At 70.4% G+C, this 19331-nt stretch carries 18 protein-coding genes; 11 read left to right on the top strand and 7 right to left on the bottom strand.

The features are described 5' to 3' along the window. Window positions 1–212 precede the first annotated feature (212 nt). Complete coding sequence (locus tag ACFV7R_RS14780) at window positions 213–689, top strand: hypothetical protein (protein ID WP_385263595.1); 477 nt, start codon at window positions 213–215, stop codon at window positions 687–689. Here ACFV7R_RS14780 and ACFV7R_RS14775 read toward each other — a convergent pair. From ACFV7R_RS14775 to ACFV7R_RS14760, 4 genes are all read right to left on the bottom strand, one after another. After that, window positions 658–1278, bottom strand: coding sequence for a Maf family protein (locus ACFV7R_RS14775; protein ID WP_385263593.1), 621 nt, complete (start codon window positions 1276–1278; stop codon window positions 658–660). The genes ACFV7R_RS14780 and ACFV7R_RS14775 overlap by 32 nt on opposite strands. A gap of 31 nt (window positions 1279–1309) precedes the next feature. Next, window positions 1310–1438, bottom strand: a complete 129-nt coding sequence (mmpB, locus tag ACFV7R_RS14770; RefSeq protein WP_129802019.1) for a morphogenic membrane protein MmpB — start codon at window positions 1436–1438, stop codon at window positions 1310–1312. Between the two features lie 138 nt (window positions 1439–1576). Further along, window positions 1577–1786 carry an acyl-CoA carboxylase epsilon subunit gene (locus tag ACFV7R_RS14765; RefSeq protein WP_129802020.1) on the bottom strand — a complete coding sequence of 70 codons (210 nt, stop codon included), beginning with the start codon at window positions 1784–1786 and terminating at the stop codon, window positions 1577–1579. A gap of 15 nt (window positions 1787–1801) precedes the next feature. Continuing rightward, window positions 1802–3394, bottom strand: coding sequence for an acyl-CoA carboxylase subunit beta (locus ACFV7R_RS14760; RefSeq protein WP_385263592.1), 1593 nt, complete (start codon window positions 3392–3394; stop codon window positions 1802–1804). Between the two features lie 110 nt (window positions 3395–3504). Here ACFV7R_RS14760 and ACFV7R_RS14755 point away from each other — a divergent pair, with 110 nt between their 5' ends. Beyond that, complete coding sequence (locus tag ACFV7R_RS14755) at window positions 3505–4371, top strand: biotin--[acetyl-CoA-carboxylase] ligase (RefSeq protein WP_385263590.1); 867 nt, start codon at window positions 3505–3507, stop codon at window positions 4369–4371. A gap of 129 nt (window positions 4372–4500) precedes the next feature. After that, on the top strand, window positions 4501–5661 hold the full coding sequence (locus ACFV7R_RS14750; protein WP_385263589.1) for an adenylate/guanylate cyclase domain-containing protein: 1161 nt from the start codon (window positions 4501–4503) through the stop codon (window positions 5659–5661). 8 nt (window positions 5662–5669) lie between these two features. Here ACFV7R_RS14750 and ACFV7R_RS14745 read toward each other — a convergent pair whose 3' ends face one another. After that, window positions 5670–6299 carry a hypothetical protein gene (locus ACFV7R_RS14745; RefSeq protein WP_385263587.1) on the bottom strand — a complete coding sequence of 210 codons (630 nt, stop codon included), beginning with the start codon at window positions 6297–6299 and terminating at the stop codon, window positions 5670–5672. A gap of 212 nt (window positions 6300–6511) precedes the next feature. Between ACFV7R_RS14745 and ACFV7R_RS14740 the strand changes: the two genes are divergently transcribed. From ACFV7R_RS14740 to hutH, 3 genes are all read left to right on the top strand, one after another. Then, window positions 6512–7312 (top strand): enoyl-CoA hydratase/isomerase family protein, encoded by an 801-nt coding sequence (locus tag ACFV7R_RS14740; RefSeq protein WP_385263585.1) that lies wholly within the window; start codon window positions 6512–6514, stop codon window positions 7310–7312. Window positions 7313–7559: 247 nt separating this feature from the next. Further along, complete coding sequence (locus tag ACFV7R_RS14735; protein ID WP_385263583.1) at window positions 7560–8702, top strand: diguanylate cyclase domain-containing protein; 1143 nt, start codon at window positions 7560–7562, stop codon at window positions 8700–8702. 96 nt (window positions 8703–8798) lie between these two features. Continuing rightward, window positions 8799–10337, top strand: coding sequence for a histidine ammonia-lyase (hutH, locus tag ACFV7R_RS14730; protein ID WP_385263794.1), 1539 nt, complete (start codon window positions 8799–8801; stop codon window positions 10335–10337). A gap of 44 nt (window positions 10338–10381) precedes the next feature. On the opposite strand, the gene ACFV7R_RS14725 is transcribed toward hutH, so the two are convergent. Together ACFV7R_RS14725 and ACFV7R_RS14720 are read right to left on the bottom strand one after the other, a co-directional pair. Further along, window positions 10382–11152: a hypothetical protein gene (locus tag ACFV7R_RS14725; protein ID WP_385263582.1), complete on the bottom strand. Its 771-nt coding sequence runs from the start codon at window positions 11150–11152 to the stop codon at window positions 10382–10384. 56 nt (window positions 11153–11208) lie between these two features. After that, on the bottom strand, window positions 11209–11520 hold the full coding sequence (locus ACFV7R_RS14720; protein ID WP_224738497.1) for a hypothetical protein: 312 nt from the start codon (window positions 11518–11520) through the stop codon (window positions 11209–11211). 110 nt (window positions 11521–11630) lie between these two features. Here ACFV7R_RS14720 and ACFV7R_RS14715 point away from each other — a divergent pair, with 110 nt between their 5' ends. From ACFV7R_RS14715 to ACFV7R_RS14695, 5 genes are all read left to right on the top strand, one after another. Then, window positions 11631–11975 carry a hypothetical protein gene (locus ACFV7R_RS14715; RefSeq protein WP_385263580.1) on the top strand — a complete coding sequence of 115 codons (345 nt, stop codon included), beginning with the start codon at window positions 11631–11633 and terminating at the stop codon, window positions 11973–11975. A 207-nt stretch (window positions 11976–12182) separates the two neighbouring features. After that, a complete protein-coding gene (locus ACFV7R_RS14710) occupies window positions 12183–13448 on the top strand; it encodes an Ig-like domain-containing protein (RefSeq protein WP_385263579.1) in 1266 nt (421 codons plus the stop codon). Window positions 13449–13625: 177 nt separating this feature from the next. Then, window positions 13626–15086 carry an ABC transporter permease gene (locus ACFV7R_RS14705; protein ID WP_385263578.1) on the top strand — a complete coding sequence of 487 codons (1461 nt, stop codon included), beginning with the start codon at window positions 13626–13628 and terminating at the stop codon, window positions 15084–15086. Between the two features lie 63 nt (window positions 15087–15149). Further along, window positions 15150–15833, top strand: a complete 684-nt coding sequence (locus ACFV7R_RS14700; protein WP_385263577.1) for an ABC transporter ATP-binding protein — start codon at window positions 15150–15152, stop codon at window positions 15831–15833. A gap of 177 nt (window positions 15834–16010) precedes the next feature. Next, on the top strand, window positions 16011–19304 hold the full coding sequence (locus ACFV7R_RS14695) for a S8 family serine peptidase (RefSeq protein ID WP_385263576.1): 3294 nt from the start codon (window positions 16011–16013) through the stop codon (window positions 19302–19304). The last annotated feature ends 27 nt before the right edge of the window (window positions 19305–19331 follow it).

The following is a 19331-nucleotide window of genomic DNA, read 5'->3' as shown; positions in this document are numbered from 1 at the left end:
GTCAAGGTCTCTGTGAGAGCGTGCTGCGCCCCACTCCGTTTCTTTGTCGAGTCCCTACGAATGGCCCAACGCATCTTTGCTCTCGGCAGAACCCTTGTCCCGGGGTTTACCCGTTAGTAGCGTTCATGACGGCTCGAACGTACTTGGGGTAACAGCAGTACTGATCGGATGACGCTCGACAGCTCGACGGCTCGGGAAGTGGGTGGGGACCGGTGGTGCGCAGGCCGGTGGCGTGGATCGTGGCGGTCGTGCTCTTCGTGGAGGCGCTCGGCGTAGCGGCACTGAACTGGTTCCTGGGGGTCGTGGTCGACCGGCAGGACATGTCCCTGGCGGGACTCGACCCGGACATGATGTCCGTGTCCTCGAAGATCGGCGGGATCGTCTTCGGTCTCTACTTCGCCCTGTGCGGCCTGGTCGCGCTCCTGGTCGCCCTGCGCGACCGCGCCCCCGCCGGGCTCGGCCGGGTCCTGCTGATCAGCGCCGCCGTGGTGCACGGTCTGCTGGGCGCGTTCACATGGGGGCTGGTGGGCTGGACGGCGTTCCTGTTCATGATGGTCGTGCTCGGGCTCGTCGTGCTGCTGCTCATGACGTACGACGCCCGGGCGGAGCCGGCCGATGCCGCGCCCGAGGGTGGCAAGGGGGACGACGGCTCCCCGGTCACCCCTCCGCCTGCGCCCACAACTCCGTGATCCCGACGCCCAGTTCGGCCAGCAGCCGGCGGACCAGCGGCAGGCTGATGCCGATCACGTTGCCGTGGTCGCCGTCGATGCCGTCGATGAACGGGGCCGAGCGGCCGTCGAGGGTGAAGGCCCCGGCGACGTAGAGCGGCTCGCCGGAGGCGACGTACGCGGCGATCTCCTCGTCGGTGGGGTCGCCGAAGTGGACGACGGTGGAGGCGGTGGCGGAGACGTACCGCCCGCTGAGCGTGTCGTAGATGCAGTGGCCGGTCTGGAGCGTCCCGGCCCGGCCGCGCATCGCCTTCCAGCGTGCGGTGGCCTCCTCGGCGTCCGCGGGCTTGCCCAGGGCCTGGCCGTCCAGTTCGAGCACCGAGTCGCAGCCGATCACCAGGGCGCCCTTGACCTCGGGCTTGGCGGCCACCACGGAGGCCTTCGCCTCGGCGAGGGCGAGCGCCAGCTCGGCGGGGGTCGGCGCGGTGACCGCGTCCTCGTCGACGCCGCTCACGATGATCTCGGGGTCGAGTCCGGCCTGGCGCAGCAGTCCGAGCCGGGCGGGGGACTGGGAGGCGAGGACGAGTCGGCGGCGCGGCTGATCAGTCATGCGGTCAGCGTAACGGCGTCGCCACGGCGGCTCATCCCAGCCCGATCACGATCATCACGAGCACCATGGCCAGCGCCACGAGAACGCCCAGTCGCCGCACCATCTCCTGCGTCTCACGCAGTTCCTCGGGCGGCTCGTTCTCCGGGTCGGACCACAGCATGTCACCAGCGTGTGGCCGGGCCGGGCCGGGGCGCCTGAGTACGCGTACTCAAGTTGGCGCCCGGGGTTTGCCGTACCGTGCGCCCACGCGGCGGAGCCGCACAGTGATGCGGCTCCGCGCCCCTCAGGCCGGCTGCGGTCAGCCCGGCCAGTAAGTGCGGGTCCATGCCGTGGGGCCGGGCTGCGGCAGGTGGTGTGCTGCGATCCTTGCCGGGTCCGACCAGGAGTCCCTCGGACCGGGTGCGCCGGGCGGCACGGTGGATGCCGCCGCGGCGCGGGCCCGGACCACCGCCAGGGCGGCGGCAAGCTCCTCAGGGGTCGGATTGCCCCGTACGACCTTGATCGTCATCTCTGCTCCCAGGGCCTAGAGGGGGATGTTGCCGTGCTTCTTCGGAGGCAGGGATTCCCGCTTGGTGCGCAGCTGACGCAGGCCGCGCACGATGTGGCTCCGGGTGTCGGACGGCATGATCACCGCGTCGATGTAGCCTCGCTCGGCGGCGATGTAGGGGTTGAGGAGGGTGTCCTCGTACTCCTGCATGAGCCGCGCCCGGGTGGCCTCCCCTTCTCCTGACTCCTCCGCCTCGGCGATGGTGCGGCGGTGCAGGATGTTGACCGCGCCCTGGGCGCCCATCACGGCGATCTGGGCGGTGGGCCAGGCGAGGTTGAGGTCGGCGCCCAGGTGCTTGGAGCCCATGACGTCGTAGGCGCCGCCGAAGGCCTTGCGGGTGATGACGGTGATGAGCGGGACGGTCGCCTCGGCGTAGGCGTAGATCAGCTTGGCGCCGCGGCGGATGATGCCGTCGTGCTCCTGGCCGACGCCGGGCAGGAAGCCGGGGACGTCGACGAAGGTGATCACCGGCACGTTGAAGGCGTCGCAGGTGCGCACGAAGCGGGCCGCCTTCTCGCTGGCCTTGATGTCCAGGCAGCCGGCGAACTGCATCGGCTGGTTGGCGACGATGCCGACCGGGCGGCCCTCGACACGGCCGAAGCCGGTGACGATGTTCGGCGCGAACAGCGGCTGCGTCTCGAAGAACTCGGCGTCGTCCAGGACGTGTTCGAGCACCGTGTGCATGTCGTACGGCTGGTTGGCGCTGTCCGGGACGAGCACATCCAGCTCGCGGTCCTCGTCCGTGACGGTGAGGTCCGCCTCCTCCGGGAACGCCGGCGGTTCGGTGAGGTTGTTGGACGGCAGGTAGCTCAGCAGCTGCTTGACGTACTCGATGGCGTCCTTCTCGTCCCCGGCCATGTGGTGGGCCACGCCGGAGGCGGAGTTGTGGGTGCGGGCGCCGCCCAGCTCCTCGAAGCCGACGTCCTCGCCGGTCACGGTCTTGATGACGTCCGGGCCGGTGATGAACATGTGCGAGGTCTGGTCGACCATGACGGTGAAGTCGGTGATCGCCGGGGAGTAGACCGCGCCGCCCGCACACGGGCCGACGACCAGGCTGATCTGCGGGATGACGCCGGAGGCGTGCGTGTTGCGGCGGAAGATCTCGCCGTACGCGCCCAGCGAGGCGACGCCCTCCTGGATGCGGGCGCCGCCGGAGTCGTTGATGCCGATGACCGGGCAGCCGGTCTTCAGCGCGAAGTCCATCACCTTGACGATCTTCTGCCCGTAGACCTCGCCCAGCGCACCGCCGAACACGGTGAAGTCCTGCGAGAACACGGCGACCGGGCGCCCGTCGACGGTCCCGTACCCGGTGACGACACCGTCTCCGTACGGGCGGTTCTTCTCCAGCCCGAAGTTGGTGGAGCGGTGGCGGGCGAACTCGTCCAGTTCGACGAAGGACTCCTCGTCGAGCAGCAGCTCGATCCGCTCACGGGCCGTCAGCTTGCCCTTGGCGTGCTGCTTTTCGACGGCTCGTTCCGAACCGGCGTGGGTCGCCTCGTGGATGCGGCGCTGGAGATCCGCGAGCTTCCCGGCGGTGGTGTGAATGTCGATCTCTTCCGGCTCGGACATCGGGATGCGGCTCCCTGCCTGCTCAAAAGGGGGGACGGTTACTCATCCGTAGCGTAGTGCGGGGCCCACGGATCGGCAGTGCGGCGTTTACCACACCTAGGGTGGCTTGTATGAAGCCGCACGATGCTGCAGAGCCGAACAACAGCCGGTGGTCCGACCTGGAGCGGCCACCCCTCAACGCTGCGGCCCTGCGCCGCGCCCTGGTGCGGGAGGGCGGCCTGTGGTCGGAGGTGGACGTGGTGCAGCGCACCGGCTCCACCAACACCGACCTGGTCGCCCGTGCCGTCGAGGGCACGGCCGGGGAGGGGGCGGTGCTGGTCGCCGAGGAGCAGACCGCCGCGCGGGGCCGGCTGGACCGCCGGTGGACGGCGCCGGCCCGCTCCGGCCTGTTCTTCTCCGTGCTGCTGCGCCCGGCCGGGATCCCGGTGGCCCGTTGGGGCTGGCTGCCGCTGCTCACCGGCGTCGCCGTGGCGACGGGACTGTCCCGGTCGGCAGGCGTCGACACGGCACTCAAGTGGCCCAACGACCTCCTGGTGACCGTCGGCGGCGAGGAGCGCAAGGCCGGCGGCATCCTCGCGGAACGGGCGGGCGACGACGGCGTGGTCATCGGCGTCGGCATCAACGTGACCCTGCGCGAGGCGGAGCTGCCGGTACCGACCGCGGGCTCGCTGGCGCTGGCCGGGGCGGTGAGCACGGACCGGGATCCGCTGCTCAGGGCCGTACTGCGGTCGCTGGAGGACTGGTACGGACGGTGGCGGGCCGCCGGGGGCGATGCGGCGGCCTGTGGTCTGCAGGAGACGTACGCGGCCGGGTGCGCGACGCTGGGAAGGGCGGTGCGTGCCGAACTGCCGGGGGATCGGTCGATCACCGGAGAGGCGGTTGCGGTGGACGGCGACGGGCGGCTGGTGCTGGCGACGGAGGAGGGAGTGCGGGAGCCGGTGGGGGCCGGGGACATCGTCCACCTGAGGCGGGCGTGAGTTCGCCGGTGTGCGGCCCGGGGAGTACGGAGAGGCCGCGCAGGCCCGCGAAGAGTGAGCTGGCCCACAGCTGACGTAAAGTTGGGGCCGGTCGATACCTGACCGCGGCAGATCGGAAGGGCAGCAGGCGTGACCGTCGACGACACGGGCTCCGGCACGGGCGCGCACGGCCGAGTGGATCAGCCCCCGCTCTCGGCTTCGCTCGAGCGGGGGGACCTCCATGCCGGCGACTCCGGCGAGGATCCGCTCGCCCTGCGCCTGGAACAGCTCATCCTCGGCGCCGAGCGGCGCTACACCCCCTTCCAGGCGGCTCGCAGCGCCGGCGTCTCCATGGAACTGGCGTCCCGCTTCTGGCGGGCGATGGGCTTCGCCGACATCGGGCAGGCCAAGGCACTCACCGAGGCGGACGTCCTCGCGCTGCGCCGGCTGGCCGGTCTCGTCGAGGCCGGGCTGCTGAGCGAGGCGATGGCCGTGCAGGTGGCCCGCTCCACCGGACAGACCACCGCCCGGCTGGCCGAGTGGCAGATGGACTCCTTCCTCGAGGGCCTGACCGAGCCGCCCGAGCCCGGCATGACCCGCACCGAGGTGACGTACCCGATCATCGAGCTGCTCCTGCCCGAGCTGGAGGAGTTCCTCGTCTACGTCTGGCGGCGCCAGCTCGCCGCCTCGGCCGGCCGCGTCATCCAGACCGGGGACGACGAGGAGATGGTCGACCGCCGCCTCGCCGTCGGCTTCGCGGACCTCGTGGGGTTCACGCGACTGACCCGCCGTATGGAGGAGGAGGAACTCGGCGAACTCGTCGAGGCCTTCGAGACCACGTCCGCCGACCTGGTCGCCGCGCGCGGCGGGCGGCTCATCAAGACCCTCGGCGACGAGGTGCTCTACGCCGCCGACGACGCGGGCGTCGCCGCGGAGATCGCGCTGCGGCTCATCGAGACCCTGGCGAACGACGAGACGATGCCGGAGCTGCGCGTCGGCATAGCGTTCGGCACGGTGACCACCCGTATGGGCGATGTCTTCGGTACGACGGTGAACCTGGCCTCCCGGCTGACGTCGATAGCTCCGCGTGACGCCGTCCTGGTCGACAGCGCGTTCGCGGAGGAACTGATCCGCACCGGTGAGGCTCCCGCTTCCGAGGCGGAGGCCGCCGAGGCTGTGGCCGCCGCGGAGAAGGAGGGCGAGGAGCCGCCGACGTACCGCTTCGCGCTCCAGCCGATGTGGCAGCGTCCGGTGCGTGGCCTCGGCGTGGTCGAGCCATGGCTGCTCACCCGGCGGGACGGGGCGTCGTAGGCCCCTGCTCAGTCGTTCAGCGCATCCACGCACAGGCCGATGATCGGCACGCACAGTCCGGGCTGGTCCGGCTGTGGTGCCGGGGACGGGCTGCCGGGCGGGGGTGTGGGTGTCGGGGCGGGCTGCGGGGCGGAGCTCGGCGGCGACGACGGCCGGGGCGGTTCCGTGCTGCCGGGCGGGGACGGGGTGCTGGACGTGGCCTCAGCCACGGGCGGGGTGGCCGGGGGCGTCGGCGAGGCGGTGGCGGACAGGAGCGGAGCCGGTCCCGTGCCGGTGCTCGGCGTCGCGTCGGCCCCGCCGAGGGGAACGCCGGTCGAGGGGCCGGTGTCCGGGGCGTCCGAGACAGTGGCGGCCGCGGTCGCCGCCCGGTCCGAGCCGGTCACCGGATCCCGGCCGGGAGCCGCCTGTGCGGTGCCGAGGCCGTCGCCGCCGGACTCCGACGTCATCCGTACGAGGCTCAGCGCACCGGCGGCCAGCGCAAGCCCGCCGACGGCGAACAGGACCTTACGGGGGCGCGGACGCCGGTGCCTGCCCCGCCCGCGCGCGCTCTGCTGCCGGACGTCCGGGTCCTCGCCGTGCGGGTCGGCGCCGACCGGGTTGTTGCTCGCCGAGGTGTGCGTCGTCGTCTCGGTCGTCATGGCGGTTCCTCCCCGGTGCCGTTGCGCCCCCGATGCGCCCCCGATGAGCCCGGCGGTGGGCACGCTATGCGCTTCCGCGGGGGGCAGGGCGGGAGTCGCCCTGATGTCACTCGAACGGGTGTCGGGCCGTGGTCGCCCGCTCTTTCCCCGGAGGGGCGCGGCTGCGATGATCGGGGCGAGTGCTGTTAACCGTCGTTAACCGGGAGGGTGTCGTGAGCGAGGAACGGTTCGGGGAGTTCGTGCTGGTGCGTCGGCACGAGCAGGGGCATGTCGCGGAGCTGGCCCTCGACCGACCCAAGGCCATGAACGCCGTCTCGACCGAGATGGCGCGGTCCGTCGCCGCGGCGTGCGCGGCGCTGGGCGACGACCGGGACGTACGCGTCGTCGTTCTGACGTCGACGCACGAGCGGGCGTTCTGCGTGGGCGCCGACCTCAAGGAGCGCAACTCCCTGAGCGACGCCGAGCTGGTGCGGCAGCGTCCGGTTGCGCGTGGTGCGTACACCGGAGTGCTCGAGCTGCCGGTGCCGACGGTCGCTGCGGTGCACGGCTTCGCGCTCGGCGGCGGCTTCGAGCTGGCGCTGTCGTGCGACGTGATCGTGGCCGACCGCACGGCCGTCGTCGGGCTGCCGGAGGTGTCCGTGGGCGTGATTCCGGGTGGCGGCGGCACGCAGCTGCTGCCCCGGCGAGTGGGGGCCGCGCGGGCGGCCGAGCTGATCTTCACCGCGCGGCGGGTCGAGGCGGCCGAGGCGCGGGAGCTGGGGCTGGTGGACGTTCTGGTGGACGAGGGGCGGGACCGGGAGGAGGCGCTGGTGCTGGCGTCCCGGATCGCCGGGAACTCGCCGGTCGGGCTGCGGGCTGCGAAGCGGGCGTTGCGGGTGGGGTACGGGCTGGATCTGCGGGCCGGGCTGGAGATCGAGGACGCGGCGTGGCGGTCGGTGGCGTTTTCCGGGGATCGGGCGGAGGGGGTGGCGGCGTTCAACGAGAAGCGGAAGCCGGAGTGGCCGGGGGAGTGAGGGGGCCTGCGTTGCTTGGTGACCTGCGTTGCGGTGGGGTGGGTTGCGCAGCCCGGCGCTTACGGGGCGCCGCCCGCGCCCACCCGTGCCGCCCCAGCGGCACGACTGCCCGCGGACTACGTCCGGACGCACGACTGCCCGCGGGCTACGTCGGACGTACGACTGCCCGCGGGCTGACGTGGGAAACCGGTCACCCCACCGCCCCGCAAACCTCCCGCTTCCCCATAAATCTCCCTAGCCTGGAGTGATGGGTGAGGACAATCGCCTCGCGGCCGTTGTGGCGCTGGCGCAGGGGATGGCCGCGGCGCACACCCCGCGCGAGTCGTGGCGGGCCGCCGCGCTCGGTGCGTGCCGGGCGCTGGACGCGAGCTTCGCCGCGCTGTCGGTGTGGGAGCGGGACCTCGGGCGTCTTCGGGTCCTGGTCAACGTGGGGGAGCGGGCGCCGGACGAGGAGGAGTTCCCGGAGGGCGAGGCCTACCCGGTGCACCAGTTCGCCGAGATCACGGAGTTCCTGCACGAGCAGTGGGCCGGGGGCGGCGAGCCCGACGCCTGGGTCGAGACCGCGGAGGGGTCGACGGCGGGCCGCGCCGGTTACTGTCACCAGCGGGTCGCCGCCCTGCGTCGCCGCGGCCGCAGCAGCTGCGTCGTCGCGCCGGTCGTCCTGCACGGCCGGGCGTGGGGCGAGCTGTATGTCGCGCGACCGGTCGGTGCCCCCGTCTTCGACCGGGGCGACGCCGATTTCGCCACCGTCCTGGCCGCCGTGGTGGCCGCCGGGATCGCACAGACCGAGCGGCTGGAGGAGGCCAGGCGGCTGGCCTTCACCGACTCCCTGACCGGGCTCGCCAACCGTCGTGCCGTGGACATGCGCCTGGACGAGGCGATCGAACGGCACCGCCGGGAGGGCGTCGTCGTCAGCCTGGTCGTCTGCGACGTCAACGGGCTCAAGCGGGTCAATGACACCCGGGGGCACGCGGTCGGCGACCGGCTCCTGGAACGGTTCGGCTCCGTGCTGTCGCTGTGCGGGGCCATGCTTCCCGGTGCGCTCGCGGCCCGGCTCGGGGGCGACGAGTTCTGTCTGCTCGCGGTCGGGCCGCCCGCCGACGACGTGGTGAAGGTGGCCGACGAATTGTGCCGCCGGGCCGCCGAGTTGGAGCTGGGCGACGGTGTCGCCTGCGGGGTCGCCTCCACCCAGGATCCGGTCGGGCCGGTGCGCTCCGCCCGTCGGCTGTTCCGGCTCGCGGACGCCGCCCAGTACCAGGCCAAGGGGGTTCGCGCCGTCCGGGCGGTCGTCGCCGGGCGCGAGGGGCCCGAGGACCCGGTGGTGCGCCTCGCCGACGCGCCGACCGACGAGCACACTCCGGAGCGGCGCCGCTTCCGGGGCCGGCGGTGAGCAACGCCGTACCTCGGCGGCAACAGCGGTAAGGGCTGCATCGCGCACCCACCCGTGACATCTTCGAATTCACTGCGTACGCTCCTGAATATGGATATGCACACTGTGGTGGTGGGGACGTCGGGTGTCACCGCGTCCGACGTCCTCGCCGTGGCGCGCGCCGGCGCCCGGGTCGAGCTCTCCGGCGAGGCGGTGGCCGCACTCACCGCGGCCCGCGGGATCGTGGAGGCGCTGGCGGCCAAGCCCGACCCGGTCTACGGCGTCTCCACCGGCTTCGGCGCCCTCGCGACCCGGCACATCGGCCAGGAACTGCGCACCCAGCTCCAGCGCAACATCGTCCGCTCGCACGCCGCCGGCATGGGGCCGCGGGTGGAGCGGGAGGTCGTACGGGCCCTGATGTTCCTGCGGTTGAAGACCGTCTGCTCGGGACACACCGGCGTACGGCCCGAGGTCGCGCAGACCATGGCGGACGTCCTCAACGCCGGTATCACCCCGGTCGTGCACGAGTACGGCTCCCTCGGCTGCTCCGGCGACCTCGCCCCGCTGTCCCACTGCGCCCTGACGCTGATGGGGGAGGGGGACATGGAAGGACCCGACGGGACCGTACGCCCCGCCGGCGAACTCCTCGCCGCGCACGGCATCCAGCCCGTCGAGCTGCGCGAGAAGGAAGGCCTCGCCCTCCTCAACGGCACCGACGGCATGCTCGGCATGCTGCTGATGGCCCTCGCCGACCTGGACACCCTCTACAAGTCCGCCGACGTCACCGCGGCCCTGTCGCTGGAGGCCCTGCTCGGCACCGACCGGGTCCTTGCTCCCGAGCTGCACGCCATCCGCCCGCACCCCGGCCAGGCCGCCAGCGCCGCCAACATGCTGGCCGTACTGAAGGGTTCGGGCCTGACCGGCCATCACCAGGACGACGCGCCCCGGGTCCAGGACGCCTACTCCGTGCGCTGTGCTCCGCAGGTGGCCGGCGCCGGACGGGACACGATCGCGCACGCCCGCCTGGTCGCCGAGCGCGAACTCGCCTCCGCCGTCGACAATCCCGTCGTACTTCCCGACGGACGCGTCGAATCCAACGGCAACTTCCACGGCGCACCGGTCGCCTACGTCCTCGACTTCCTCGCCGTCGCCGCCGCCGACCTGGCCTCCATCGCCGAGCGGCGCACCGACCGGCTGCTGGACAAGAACCGCAGCCACGGTCTGCCGCCGTTCCTCGCCGACGACGCCGGGGTGGACAGCGGGCTCATGATCGCCCAGTACACGCAGGCCGCGCTGGTGAGCGAGATGAAGCGGCTCGCCGTACCGGCGTCCGCGGACTCGATACCGTCCTCCGCGATGCAGGAGGACCATGTCTCCATGGGCTGGTCGGCGGCGCGCAAGCTGCGTACGGCCGTCGACAACCTCACGCGGGTCGTCGCCGTCGAGCTGTACGCCGCCACGCGCGCGATCGAACTGCGCGAGGGCCTGGCCCCGGCGCCCGCGTCCCAGGCCGTCATCGACGCCGTACGGGCGGCAGGGGTCGAAGGTCCCGGTCCCGACCGGTTCCTGGCGCCCGACCTCGCGGCGGCGGACGCGTTCGTGCGGGACGGGCGGCTGCTGGCCGCGGTGGAGACGGTCACCGGACCGCTTCAGTAGGACGGTTGAGGGGCCCTGCCGTACGACCGGCAGGGCCCCGGAGACTACTTGAGCTTGGCGATCTGCGCCTCGACCACGGCCGCCGGGATCTCGGCCGCCTCGCCGGTACCGAGCGCGGCGAAGTTCACGGTGTAGAACGTGGCGACGGTGTTGCCCTTGCGCACCACCTCGGTGTGGAAGGTGGCCGTGCCCTCGCCGTCCATGTCGACGTCCTCGGCGAACGCCACCGACTCGTCACCCAGCCCGGAGCCCTTCACCGAGGCGACCTTGGTGACCTTCGAGTCCTCGCCCCCGGTGGTGAGTCCGTACCCGCCGGAGCAGGCCGAGACGCCGTCGGACACGGCCTTCATGGCCTTCTCGGCGCCGTCGCCTTCGTACGAGGAGAGGCCGACGAACGTCATGTTGACGTTGAAGGCGTCCGCGATGTCCTCCGGCTGCGCGGTGGCGGTCGACGCCTTGTCCTCCGCGACGGTGTTGCTGGCGTTCGCGTCCGTGTCACCCGGGGCGAGACCGGCGGTGGCCCAGGCGAGCGGGTCGCACTCCGCCTTGTCGGTCTTCACCTCGGTCTTGGACTTCGGCAGGGTGTCGTCGCCGGAGGCGACCTTGTAGCCCTTGACCTCGCCCTGAGCGAGCAGCAGTTTCTCCAGCTCGGCCGCGCTGAGCGCCTTGGCGGCCTGAGCCGGCGAGGAGGAGGACTCCGTGTCCTTGGAGTCGTCGGAACTGTCCGACCCCCCGCCACATCCGGTGATGAGGGCGAGCGACAGCACGCTCACGGCGACCGTGGCGCCTGTGCGCGCCCTCGATGATCTCTTCATGAGCGGACTATGAGGCTCAGGTCAAGGACACGTCAAGCCAGATTTTCCGAACCTTTTCAGAACCCGAGTCGTTCCCGGCGCACCGAATACACCACGAACCCGGCGCCCAGGGTCAGACAGAGCGTGCCGCCGACGACGTACGGGGTGCTGTCGAAGCTGCCGGTGTCGGCGAGCCGGGTGCCGTCGGTCTGAACGCCGGTCGTGTCGGTGGTCGTTGCCGCCGCTCTGGCCTGCGTCGTCTGCGTCACCGTGGGCTGCTCCTGCGCAGGGTCGTCCGCGGTCGCGTTCGCGGAGGGAACGAACCACAGGGCGCCGAGCAGGGTGCCCGCGGCGGTGGCGGTCAGCAACGGACGACGAGCGGATGACACGGAATATCGATCCCCTTGTGATGCTGGCGAATTGGCCGTGTGGGGCGATGTTAGTGAAAGGCGCGGGTCACGGGAAAGTCACGGGGGCCACGGGCCGTACTCTCCGAGGCATGAGCACTCCAGAGACATCACGTTTTGTACGGGTTCGCGTGGAACTCGTCCTTGAGGTCGACGACAACGACGCCGTGACGCAGGCGGCGCTGCGGCGGATTTCCGGCGACGCGGACATGCCGGCCGAGGAACGGACGCACGCGCAGAGCGCTGTGACGCAAGACACCGCGGAGGCCCTCGCCTACCTTGTGGACCCGTTCGACCTGGTCAGGGAGGTGCCGGGGATCGAGCTCCAGCAGGCCTCCTGGAGCAGTGAGCAGGTCGACTACGACCCGGACTCGCCGGAATGGGACCTCGCCGAGGATGATGTCGACGACCAGGAAGACGGAGAGCGGGTCGGCTGACGCGACTTGGGGAAATCGTGACCCCGGGCGGCAACCGCCACCCGGGGTTTCCTCGTCTCAAGGGGCGCACAGACCGACACCTGCACCACCCGCTCATCGAAAACGTGGTGTGCCCCACATCAGCAAGGCATGTGGAACGGGACGAACCGGTCGTAGCGTTGAAAGTTCTTAACGGGGACTCTCGGGGTTTTCGGGGAATCGGCAACGATGGAGAAGCGTGTGATAACGGACAGTAAGCGGCGCAAGGGCCTGAGGGCCGCGTCCGCACTGCTCGGCAGTGTGCTGGTGCTCTCGGCGTGTTCCGGCGGCAACGAGGCCTCCGGAAGCGACAGCGGCAACGACACCTCGCAGGCCAAGGTCGACGAGGCAGCGGCCCAGAAGAGCTCCCAAGCCCAGATCGAGATCACGCCGAAGGACGGCTCGGCCAACGCCTCCATCAACAACTCCGCCGCCGTCACCGTGAGCAAGGGCAAGCTCACCGAGGTGACGATGACCACGTCCGACGGCACCGCCGTCGAGGGCGAGATCTCCGCTGACAAGAAGAGCTGGAAGCCCACCGTCCAGCTGGAGCGCTCCACCACGTACAAGGTCGCGGCGACCGCGCAGGACTCCGAGGGCCGGGAGGCCCACGAGAACGCCTCCTTCACCACGGTCTCGCCGGACAACAGCTTCATAGGCACCTTCACGCCGGACGACGGCGCCACCGTCGGTGTGGGCATGCCCGTGTCGATCAACTTCGACAAGGCGATCACCAACAAGGTGGACGTCCAGAAGGGCATCACCGTCTCCACCAGCAGCGGCCAGGAGGTCGTCGGCCACTGGTTCAACGCCAACCGGCTCGACTTCCGGCCCGAGGACTACTGGAAGGAAGGCTCCACCGTCACGCTGAAGCTGGCGCTCGACGGCGTCGAGGGCGCCGAGGGTGTCTACGGCGTCCAGCAGAAGACGGTCACCTTCACCATCGGCCGCAACCAGGTCTCCTACGTCGACGCGAACACCAAGCAGATGAAGGTCACGCAGGACGGCAAGGTCGTCAAGACCATCCCGATCTCCGCCGGCTCGCCCGAGAACAAGACGTACGAGGGCCAGATGGTGATCTCCGAGAAGTTCAAGGAGACCCGGATGAACGGCGCGACGGTCGGCTTCACCGACGACGACGGCAAGGGCGAGTACGACATCAAGGACGTCCCGCACGCCATGCGCCTGTCCACGTCCGGCACCTTCATCCACGGCAACTACTGGGGCGCCGACTCCGTCTTCGGCAGCGTCAACACCAGCCACGGGTGTGTCGGCCTGAACGACACCAAGGGTGCCAACGACCCGAAGACCGAGGGCGCCTGGTTCTACAACAACTCGATCGTCGGTGACGTCGTGGTCGTCCAGAACACCGGCGACAAGACGATCGCGCCGGACAACGGCCTGAACGGCTGGAACATGGACTGGGCGCAGTGGAAGGCGGGCTCCGCCATCTGACGCGCCCTCTGATACGCCGCGAATGCCGCCCCTCGGAGGCGGCATTCGTGTTTTCACAGGTTTCAGGGGCCTGTTCCAAGGGCTTACGGGCCGGTTCCAAGGACCGGCACAGCCTTCTCATCCTTCTCTTATGCCGGCCTTATGCCGCCATCACGGTGCGTCCCTAACTTGCGGCGCATGTTCTTCACCTATCTGAGGCGCGAACTGCGCCGCCGCAGAAAGGCGGCCCTCGTCGTCGCCTCCGGACTGGCGCTCGGTATCGCGCTGGTCATCGTGGTCAGCTCCGTCTCCTCCGGCATGGGCAAGGCCCAGGACAAGGTCCTGCAGTCCCTGTACGGGCTCGGCACCGACATGACCGTCACCAAGGCGGCCGCCGCCCAGGAGGAGGGCCAGGCGCAGCGGCCCCGCTTCCGGTTCGACGCGCAGGACGGCGACTCCGACGAGGAGCAGAGCAGCGACCGGGTCATGGTCCAGGGCTTCGAGACGCTGTCGAGCTCGACCGTGAGCAAGGTCGGCGCGCAGGACGGTGTGTCGGACGCCGTCGGCGGACTGAGCCTGCAGGTCATCAAGGTCAGCGGCCAGTTCACGCGCGGTCAGTTCCAGCAGGACGGCGGCGAGCAGCCGGGCGGCGCCCCCGGCGGCGGCACCGGCCAGCCCGAGGGCCGCGTCCAGGGCGGCGGCGCCGACTTCGACGTCAACAGCTACTCCGTCTACGGCACCGACGTCACCGAGCCCGAGCTCGGCCCGCTGACCTCCTCGAAGATCACCAGTGGCCGTGTCTTCAAGGCGTCCGAGACCAACGCCAAGGTGGTCGTCGCCGACGCCTCCTACGCCAAGGAGAAAAAGCTCGCCCTCGGCGACACCGTCACCGTCAAGGACGTCAAGTACGAGGTCATCGGCATCGCCACGCCGGAGAGCGGGGACGCGGCGGCCAACCTCTACATCCCGCTGAAGCAGGCACAGACGCTCAGCGACTCGGCGGACAAGGTCACCACGATCTACGTCAAGGCGACCGACTCGCAGCGGATCGACGCCGTCAAGTCGGCGATCCAGAAGAACATCTCCGGTACGACCGTGACGACCTCCGCGGACCTTGCGGAGACCGTGTCCGGCTCGCTGTCCACCGCGTCCGATCTCGCAACGAGCGTGGGCAAGTGGCTGTCGGTCGTGGTGCTCGCGGCGGCGTTCCTGGTGGCCGGGCTGCTGACGTCGTCGGCGGTGTCCCGGCGGGTGCGGGAGTTCGGCACGCTGAAGGCGCTGGGCTGGCGGTCGGGGCGGGTGACCCGGCAGGTGGTCGGGGAGGCCGTCGTCAGCGGTCTGGTGGGCGGTGCGCTCGGTATCGCGGTCGGGCTGGCGGGGGCGTATGCCGTCACCGCGGTCAGTCCTACGTTGCAGGCGGAGCTCGGCGCGGGGGGTGGCGGTATGAACGGTGGCGGAGGGCCCGGCGGCTTCGGTGGCGGGCCCGGGCGCGAGGCGGCGTCCCGGACGCTGGATGTCGCGCTCACCGCGCCGGTCAGCGTGACGACCATTGCCCTCGCGGTCGGCCTTGCGGTGACCGGTGGGCTCGTCGCCGGCGCGTTCGGTGGGTGGCGGGCGTCGCGGTTGCGGCCGGCGGATGCGTTGCGGCGTGTCGAGTAGCCGAATGCCGTTCGCGGCTCGCAGCTGCGCCCACTGCCCTTACCTCTCCCAGGAGTTGCCACCATGTACGAACTGAAGGCCGTCACCAAGCGCTACACCCGCGGCAAGGAGACCGTCCACGCTCTCGACGGCGTCGATCTCACCATCGCCGACGGGGACCGGCTGGTCATCCAGGGCCCCACCGGTGGTGGGAAGTCCACGTTGCTGCAGATGCTGGGTGGGCTGGACCGGCCCAGTTCCGGTGAGGTGGTGCTCGACGGGACCGATCTGGCGCGGCTGTCCGAGGCCAAGCTCACCACCGTGCGCAGCGAGAACATCGGGTTCGTCTTCCAGAGCTTCAACCTCATCCCGACGCTCACCGCTCAGGAGAACGTCGAGACCGCCCTCGTACCCCTCGGAGTGAAGGGGAAGGAGCGGCGCGAACGGGCCGCCGAGGCGCTGAAGTCGGTCGGACTCGGCGAGCGGCTCGGGCATCTGCCCGGTGAGATGTCCGGCGGTCAGCAGCAGCGCGTCGCGATCGCCCGTGCGCTGGTGAAGCAGCCGAAGGTGCTGCTCGCCGACGAACCCACGGGAAACCTCGACGAGTCGATGCGCGACGAGATCATGGACGTACTGGAGCGCATGTGGAAGGAGCTCGGGCTGACGTTCATCATGGTCACCCACGACTCCTCGATCGCGAAGAAGGCCCCGCGGCTGGCGACGATCCGCAAGGGACGGATCAGCGTAAAGGAGAACGCCAACTCCTGACCGCTTCCGTACCTATGGCGAACTCGTAACGGAACGTTCTATTGAGGTGTCTGATCACCCCCCGGCATACTGCGTGTTTCCGGGGGGTGCACGCGCAGGTGTGCGGAACGACCCTCGGCCGGGTGAACGGGGAATTCGCCCGGTTCCTCAACTCCAGGGGGAGTTTTGCGCAGACAAGTGAAGAGAGCCGGTGCCGCCGCGGTCGCCACCGCGGCCGCCGTCGCCCTCGCCGCGGGACTGACCAGCCCGGCGTCGGCGAAGCCGGAGCAGCGCCCGACCGGCGCTGCGAAGCTCACGTCCCACCACCGCATCACCCTGATCACCGGTGACCGGGTCAGCGTGGACGCCAAGGGGCGGGTCGTAGGCCTGGAACGGGCCGAAGGGCGTGAGCACATACCCGTACAGATCCGCAAGACCGAGGGACACACCCTCGTCATACCCGCGGACGCGGCCCGTCTGGTCGCCACCGGCAAGCTGGACCAGCGGCTGTTCGACATCACCGAGTTGAACAAGTCCACGACCCGCAAGGCCCAGAAGAAGGGCCTGAAGGTCATCGTCGGCTACAAGGGCGCCGCCACCGCCGCGAAGGCCGACGTCCGTGACGCCGGCACCCTCCGGCAGAGCCTCGAGTCCCTCAACGCGGACGCCGTGCAGACCGCGCACAAGGACGCGCCCGAGCTGTGGGACGCCGTCACCAACGGCGACAAGGCCGTCTCCGGCATCGCGCACATCTGGCTCGACGGCGTCCGCAAGGTCACCCTCGACACATCCGTGCCGCAGATCGGCGCCCCCAAGGCATGGGCCGCCGGCTACGACGGCAAGGGCGTGAAGATCGCTGTGCTGGACACCGGCGTGGACGCCACCCACCCGGACCTGAAGTCGCAGGTCACCGCGTCCAAGAACTTCACCACCGCCGCCGACGCGAGCGACAAGTACGGCCACGGCACGCATGTCGCGTCCATCGCGGCCGGCACCGGTGACAAGGCGGGCGGCAAGTTCAAGGGCGTCGCCCCCGGAGCCGAGATCCTCAACGGCAAGGTCCTCGACGACAGCGGCTTCGGCGACGACTCCGGCATCCTCGCCGGCATGGAGTGGGCGGCCGAGCAGGGCGCCGACGTCGTCAACCTCAGCCTCGGCGGCATGGACACCCCGGATGTCGACCCGCTGGAGGCGGCCGTCAACCGGCTCTCCGCCGAGAAGGGCATCCTCTTCGCCATCGCGGCCGGCAACTCCGGCCCGGAGAGCGTCGGTTCGCCGGGCTCGGCGGACGCCGCGCTCACCGTCGGTGCCGTGGACGACCAGGACAAGCTGGCCGACTTCTCCAGCACCGGCCCGCGCGTCGGCGACGGCGCCGTCAAGCCGGACGTCACCGCGCCCGGCGTGGACATCACCGCGGCCTCCGCCAAGGGCAGCGTCATCGAGCAGGAGGTCGGCGAGAACCCGGCCGGGTACCTGACCATTTCGGGTACGTCGATGGCGACCCCGCATGTCGCGGGCGCCGCCGCGATCCTCAAGCAGCAGCACCCGGACTGGACGTACGCCGAGATCAAGGGCGCGCTGACCGGTTCCACCAAGGGCGGCGCCTACACGCCGTTCGAGCAGGGCTCGGGCCGCATCCAGGTCGACAAGGCCGTCGAGCAGACGGTGATCGCCGACCCGGTCTCGGTGAGCTTCGGCGTCCAGCAGTGGCCGCACACCGACGACACCCCGGTCACCGAGCAGCTGACGTACCGCAACCTCGGCACGGCCGACGTCACGCTGGACCTGAAGGCGACCGCCACCAACCCCAAGGGTGAGGCCGCCCCGGCCGGTTTCTTCAAGCTCGGCGCGACCAAGGTGACCGTCCCGGCGGGCGGCAAGGCCTCCGTCGACCTGACCGTGAACACCAAGCTGGGCGGCACTCTCGACGGCGCCTACTCCGCGTACGTCACCGCGACGGGCGGCGGGCAGAGCGTCCGTACGGCCGCCGCCGTGCAGCGTGAGATCGAGTCGTACGACGTCACGGTCAAGCACATCGGCCGGGACGGGCAGCCGACCGACGACTACAACACCGCGCTGATGGGTTACTCGGGCCTCGGCAACGGCCGCGGCTACCAGGTTCCGATCGCCGCGTCCGGCACGACGACCCTGCGCATCCCCAAGGGCACGTACCTGCTGGACGCCTGGGTCGCCAAGGACTTCGTGAACCTGGAGGGCGGCCTCGACTGGCTGGTCCAGCCCCGGCTGACCGTCACCAAGAACACCTCGGTGACGATCGACGCGCGCAAGACCAAGACGGCCGACATCACGGTGCCGGACGCCGCCGCCAAGCCCCACTCCGCGATGATCAGCTACGCCTACGACGCCGCGGGCGGCTTCGGCGTCGGCGCCACCTCCTTCGCCGACCTGCGCATGGGCCACCTGGGCGGCGAGATCGCGAGCGGTCTCACCCAGACCTGGCACGGCCAGTGGACCAAGGGCACCACCGCCGAGTACGACGTGGCGACCACCGCCCCGGTCAAGAAGATCCAGGGCGACAAGGTCCGCCACTTCAAGGCGAGCGAGCTGGCCACCGTGAAGAACAACCTCGGCGCCGCCACCCCCGGCAAGACCGGCGCACTCACCCCCTGGGGTCTCTTCCCCGAGGAGTTCGTGGTGGGCACCCCGGTGGAGCAGAAGCTGCCGAGCTCGCGCACGGTGTACCTGTCGACGGTCGACGGCATCGAGTGGTCGTTCGACTTCGAGCAGCTCGGCGGCAAGGACGCGAACGGCTACCCGATCTCCGAGGCGTTCTACACGCTGAGCGACCTGAAGAAGTTCACGGCGGGCAAGTCGTACTCGCAGACCTTCAACAAGGCGGTCTTCGGTCCGCACCTGAACAGTGAGTTCGGTCTGTTCCGCGAGGGCAACGACATCTACGGCTATGTGCCGCTGTTCGCCGACGGCTCCCAGCACCCGGGCTCGTCGCTGTTCACCTCGGTGAACACGACCCTGTACCGCAACGGCACCAAGGTCGGCACGCACGACGACCCGCTGTTCGGCGAGAAGGCGTTCAGGGTCCCGTCCGGCGACGCCGAGTACAAGCTGACCACCTCGGTCAAGCGGACGACCAAGGTCGCCGCCGCGTCCACCCGGATCGACGCGAGCTGGACGTTCCGCTCGAAGAAGCCGACCACCGACATGGCCAAGCTCCCCGCGTCCACCGTCCGCTTCAACGCCACGACCGACCTGGCCAGCAAGGTCACGGCCGGCCGCACGGCCACCGTCCCGGTCACCGTCGAGGGCTCCGCCAAGGGCAGCAACCTCAAGGCGCTGGGCGTGTGGGTGTCGTACGACTACGGGCAGACCTGGAAGAAGGTCACCGTGAAGAACGGCAAGATCACCTTCAAGAACCCGGAGAAGGGAAAGGCGATCTCCTTCCACGCCAAGATCACCGACAAGCAGAACAACAAGTCGACGATCTCGATCTACAACGCGTACTACGGCAAGTGAGCCGTTGGTGAAAGCCCGCCGGAAGAT

The organism is Streptomyces sp. NPDC059866 (genome assembly GCF_042731325.1).
Taxonomy (GTDB): domain Bacteria; phylum Actinomycetota; class Actinomycetes; order Streptomycetales; family Streptomycetaceae; genus Streptomyces; species Streptomyces flavusporus.
The sequence above is the reverse complement of the archived record's forward strand: the minus strand, read 5'-3'. Positions and strand labels throughout refer to the sequence as shown.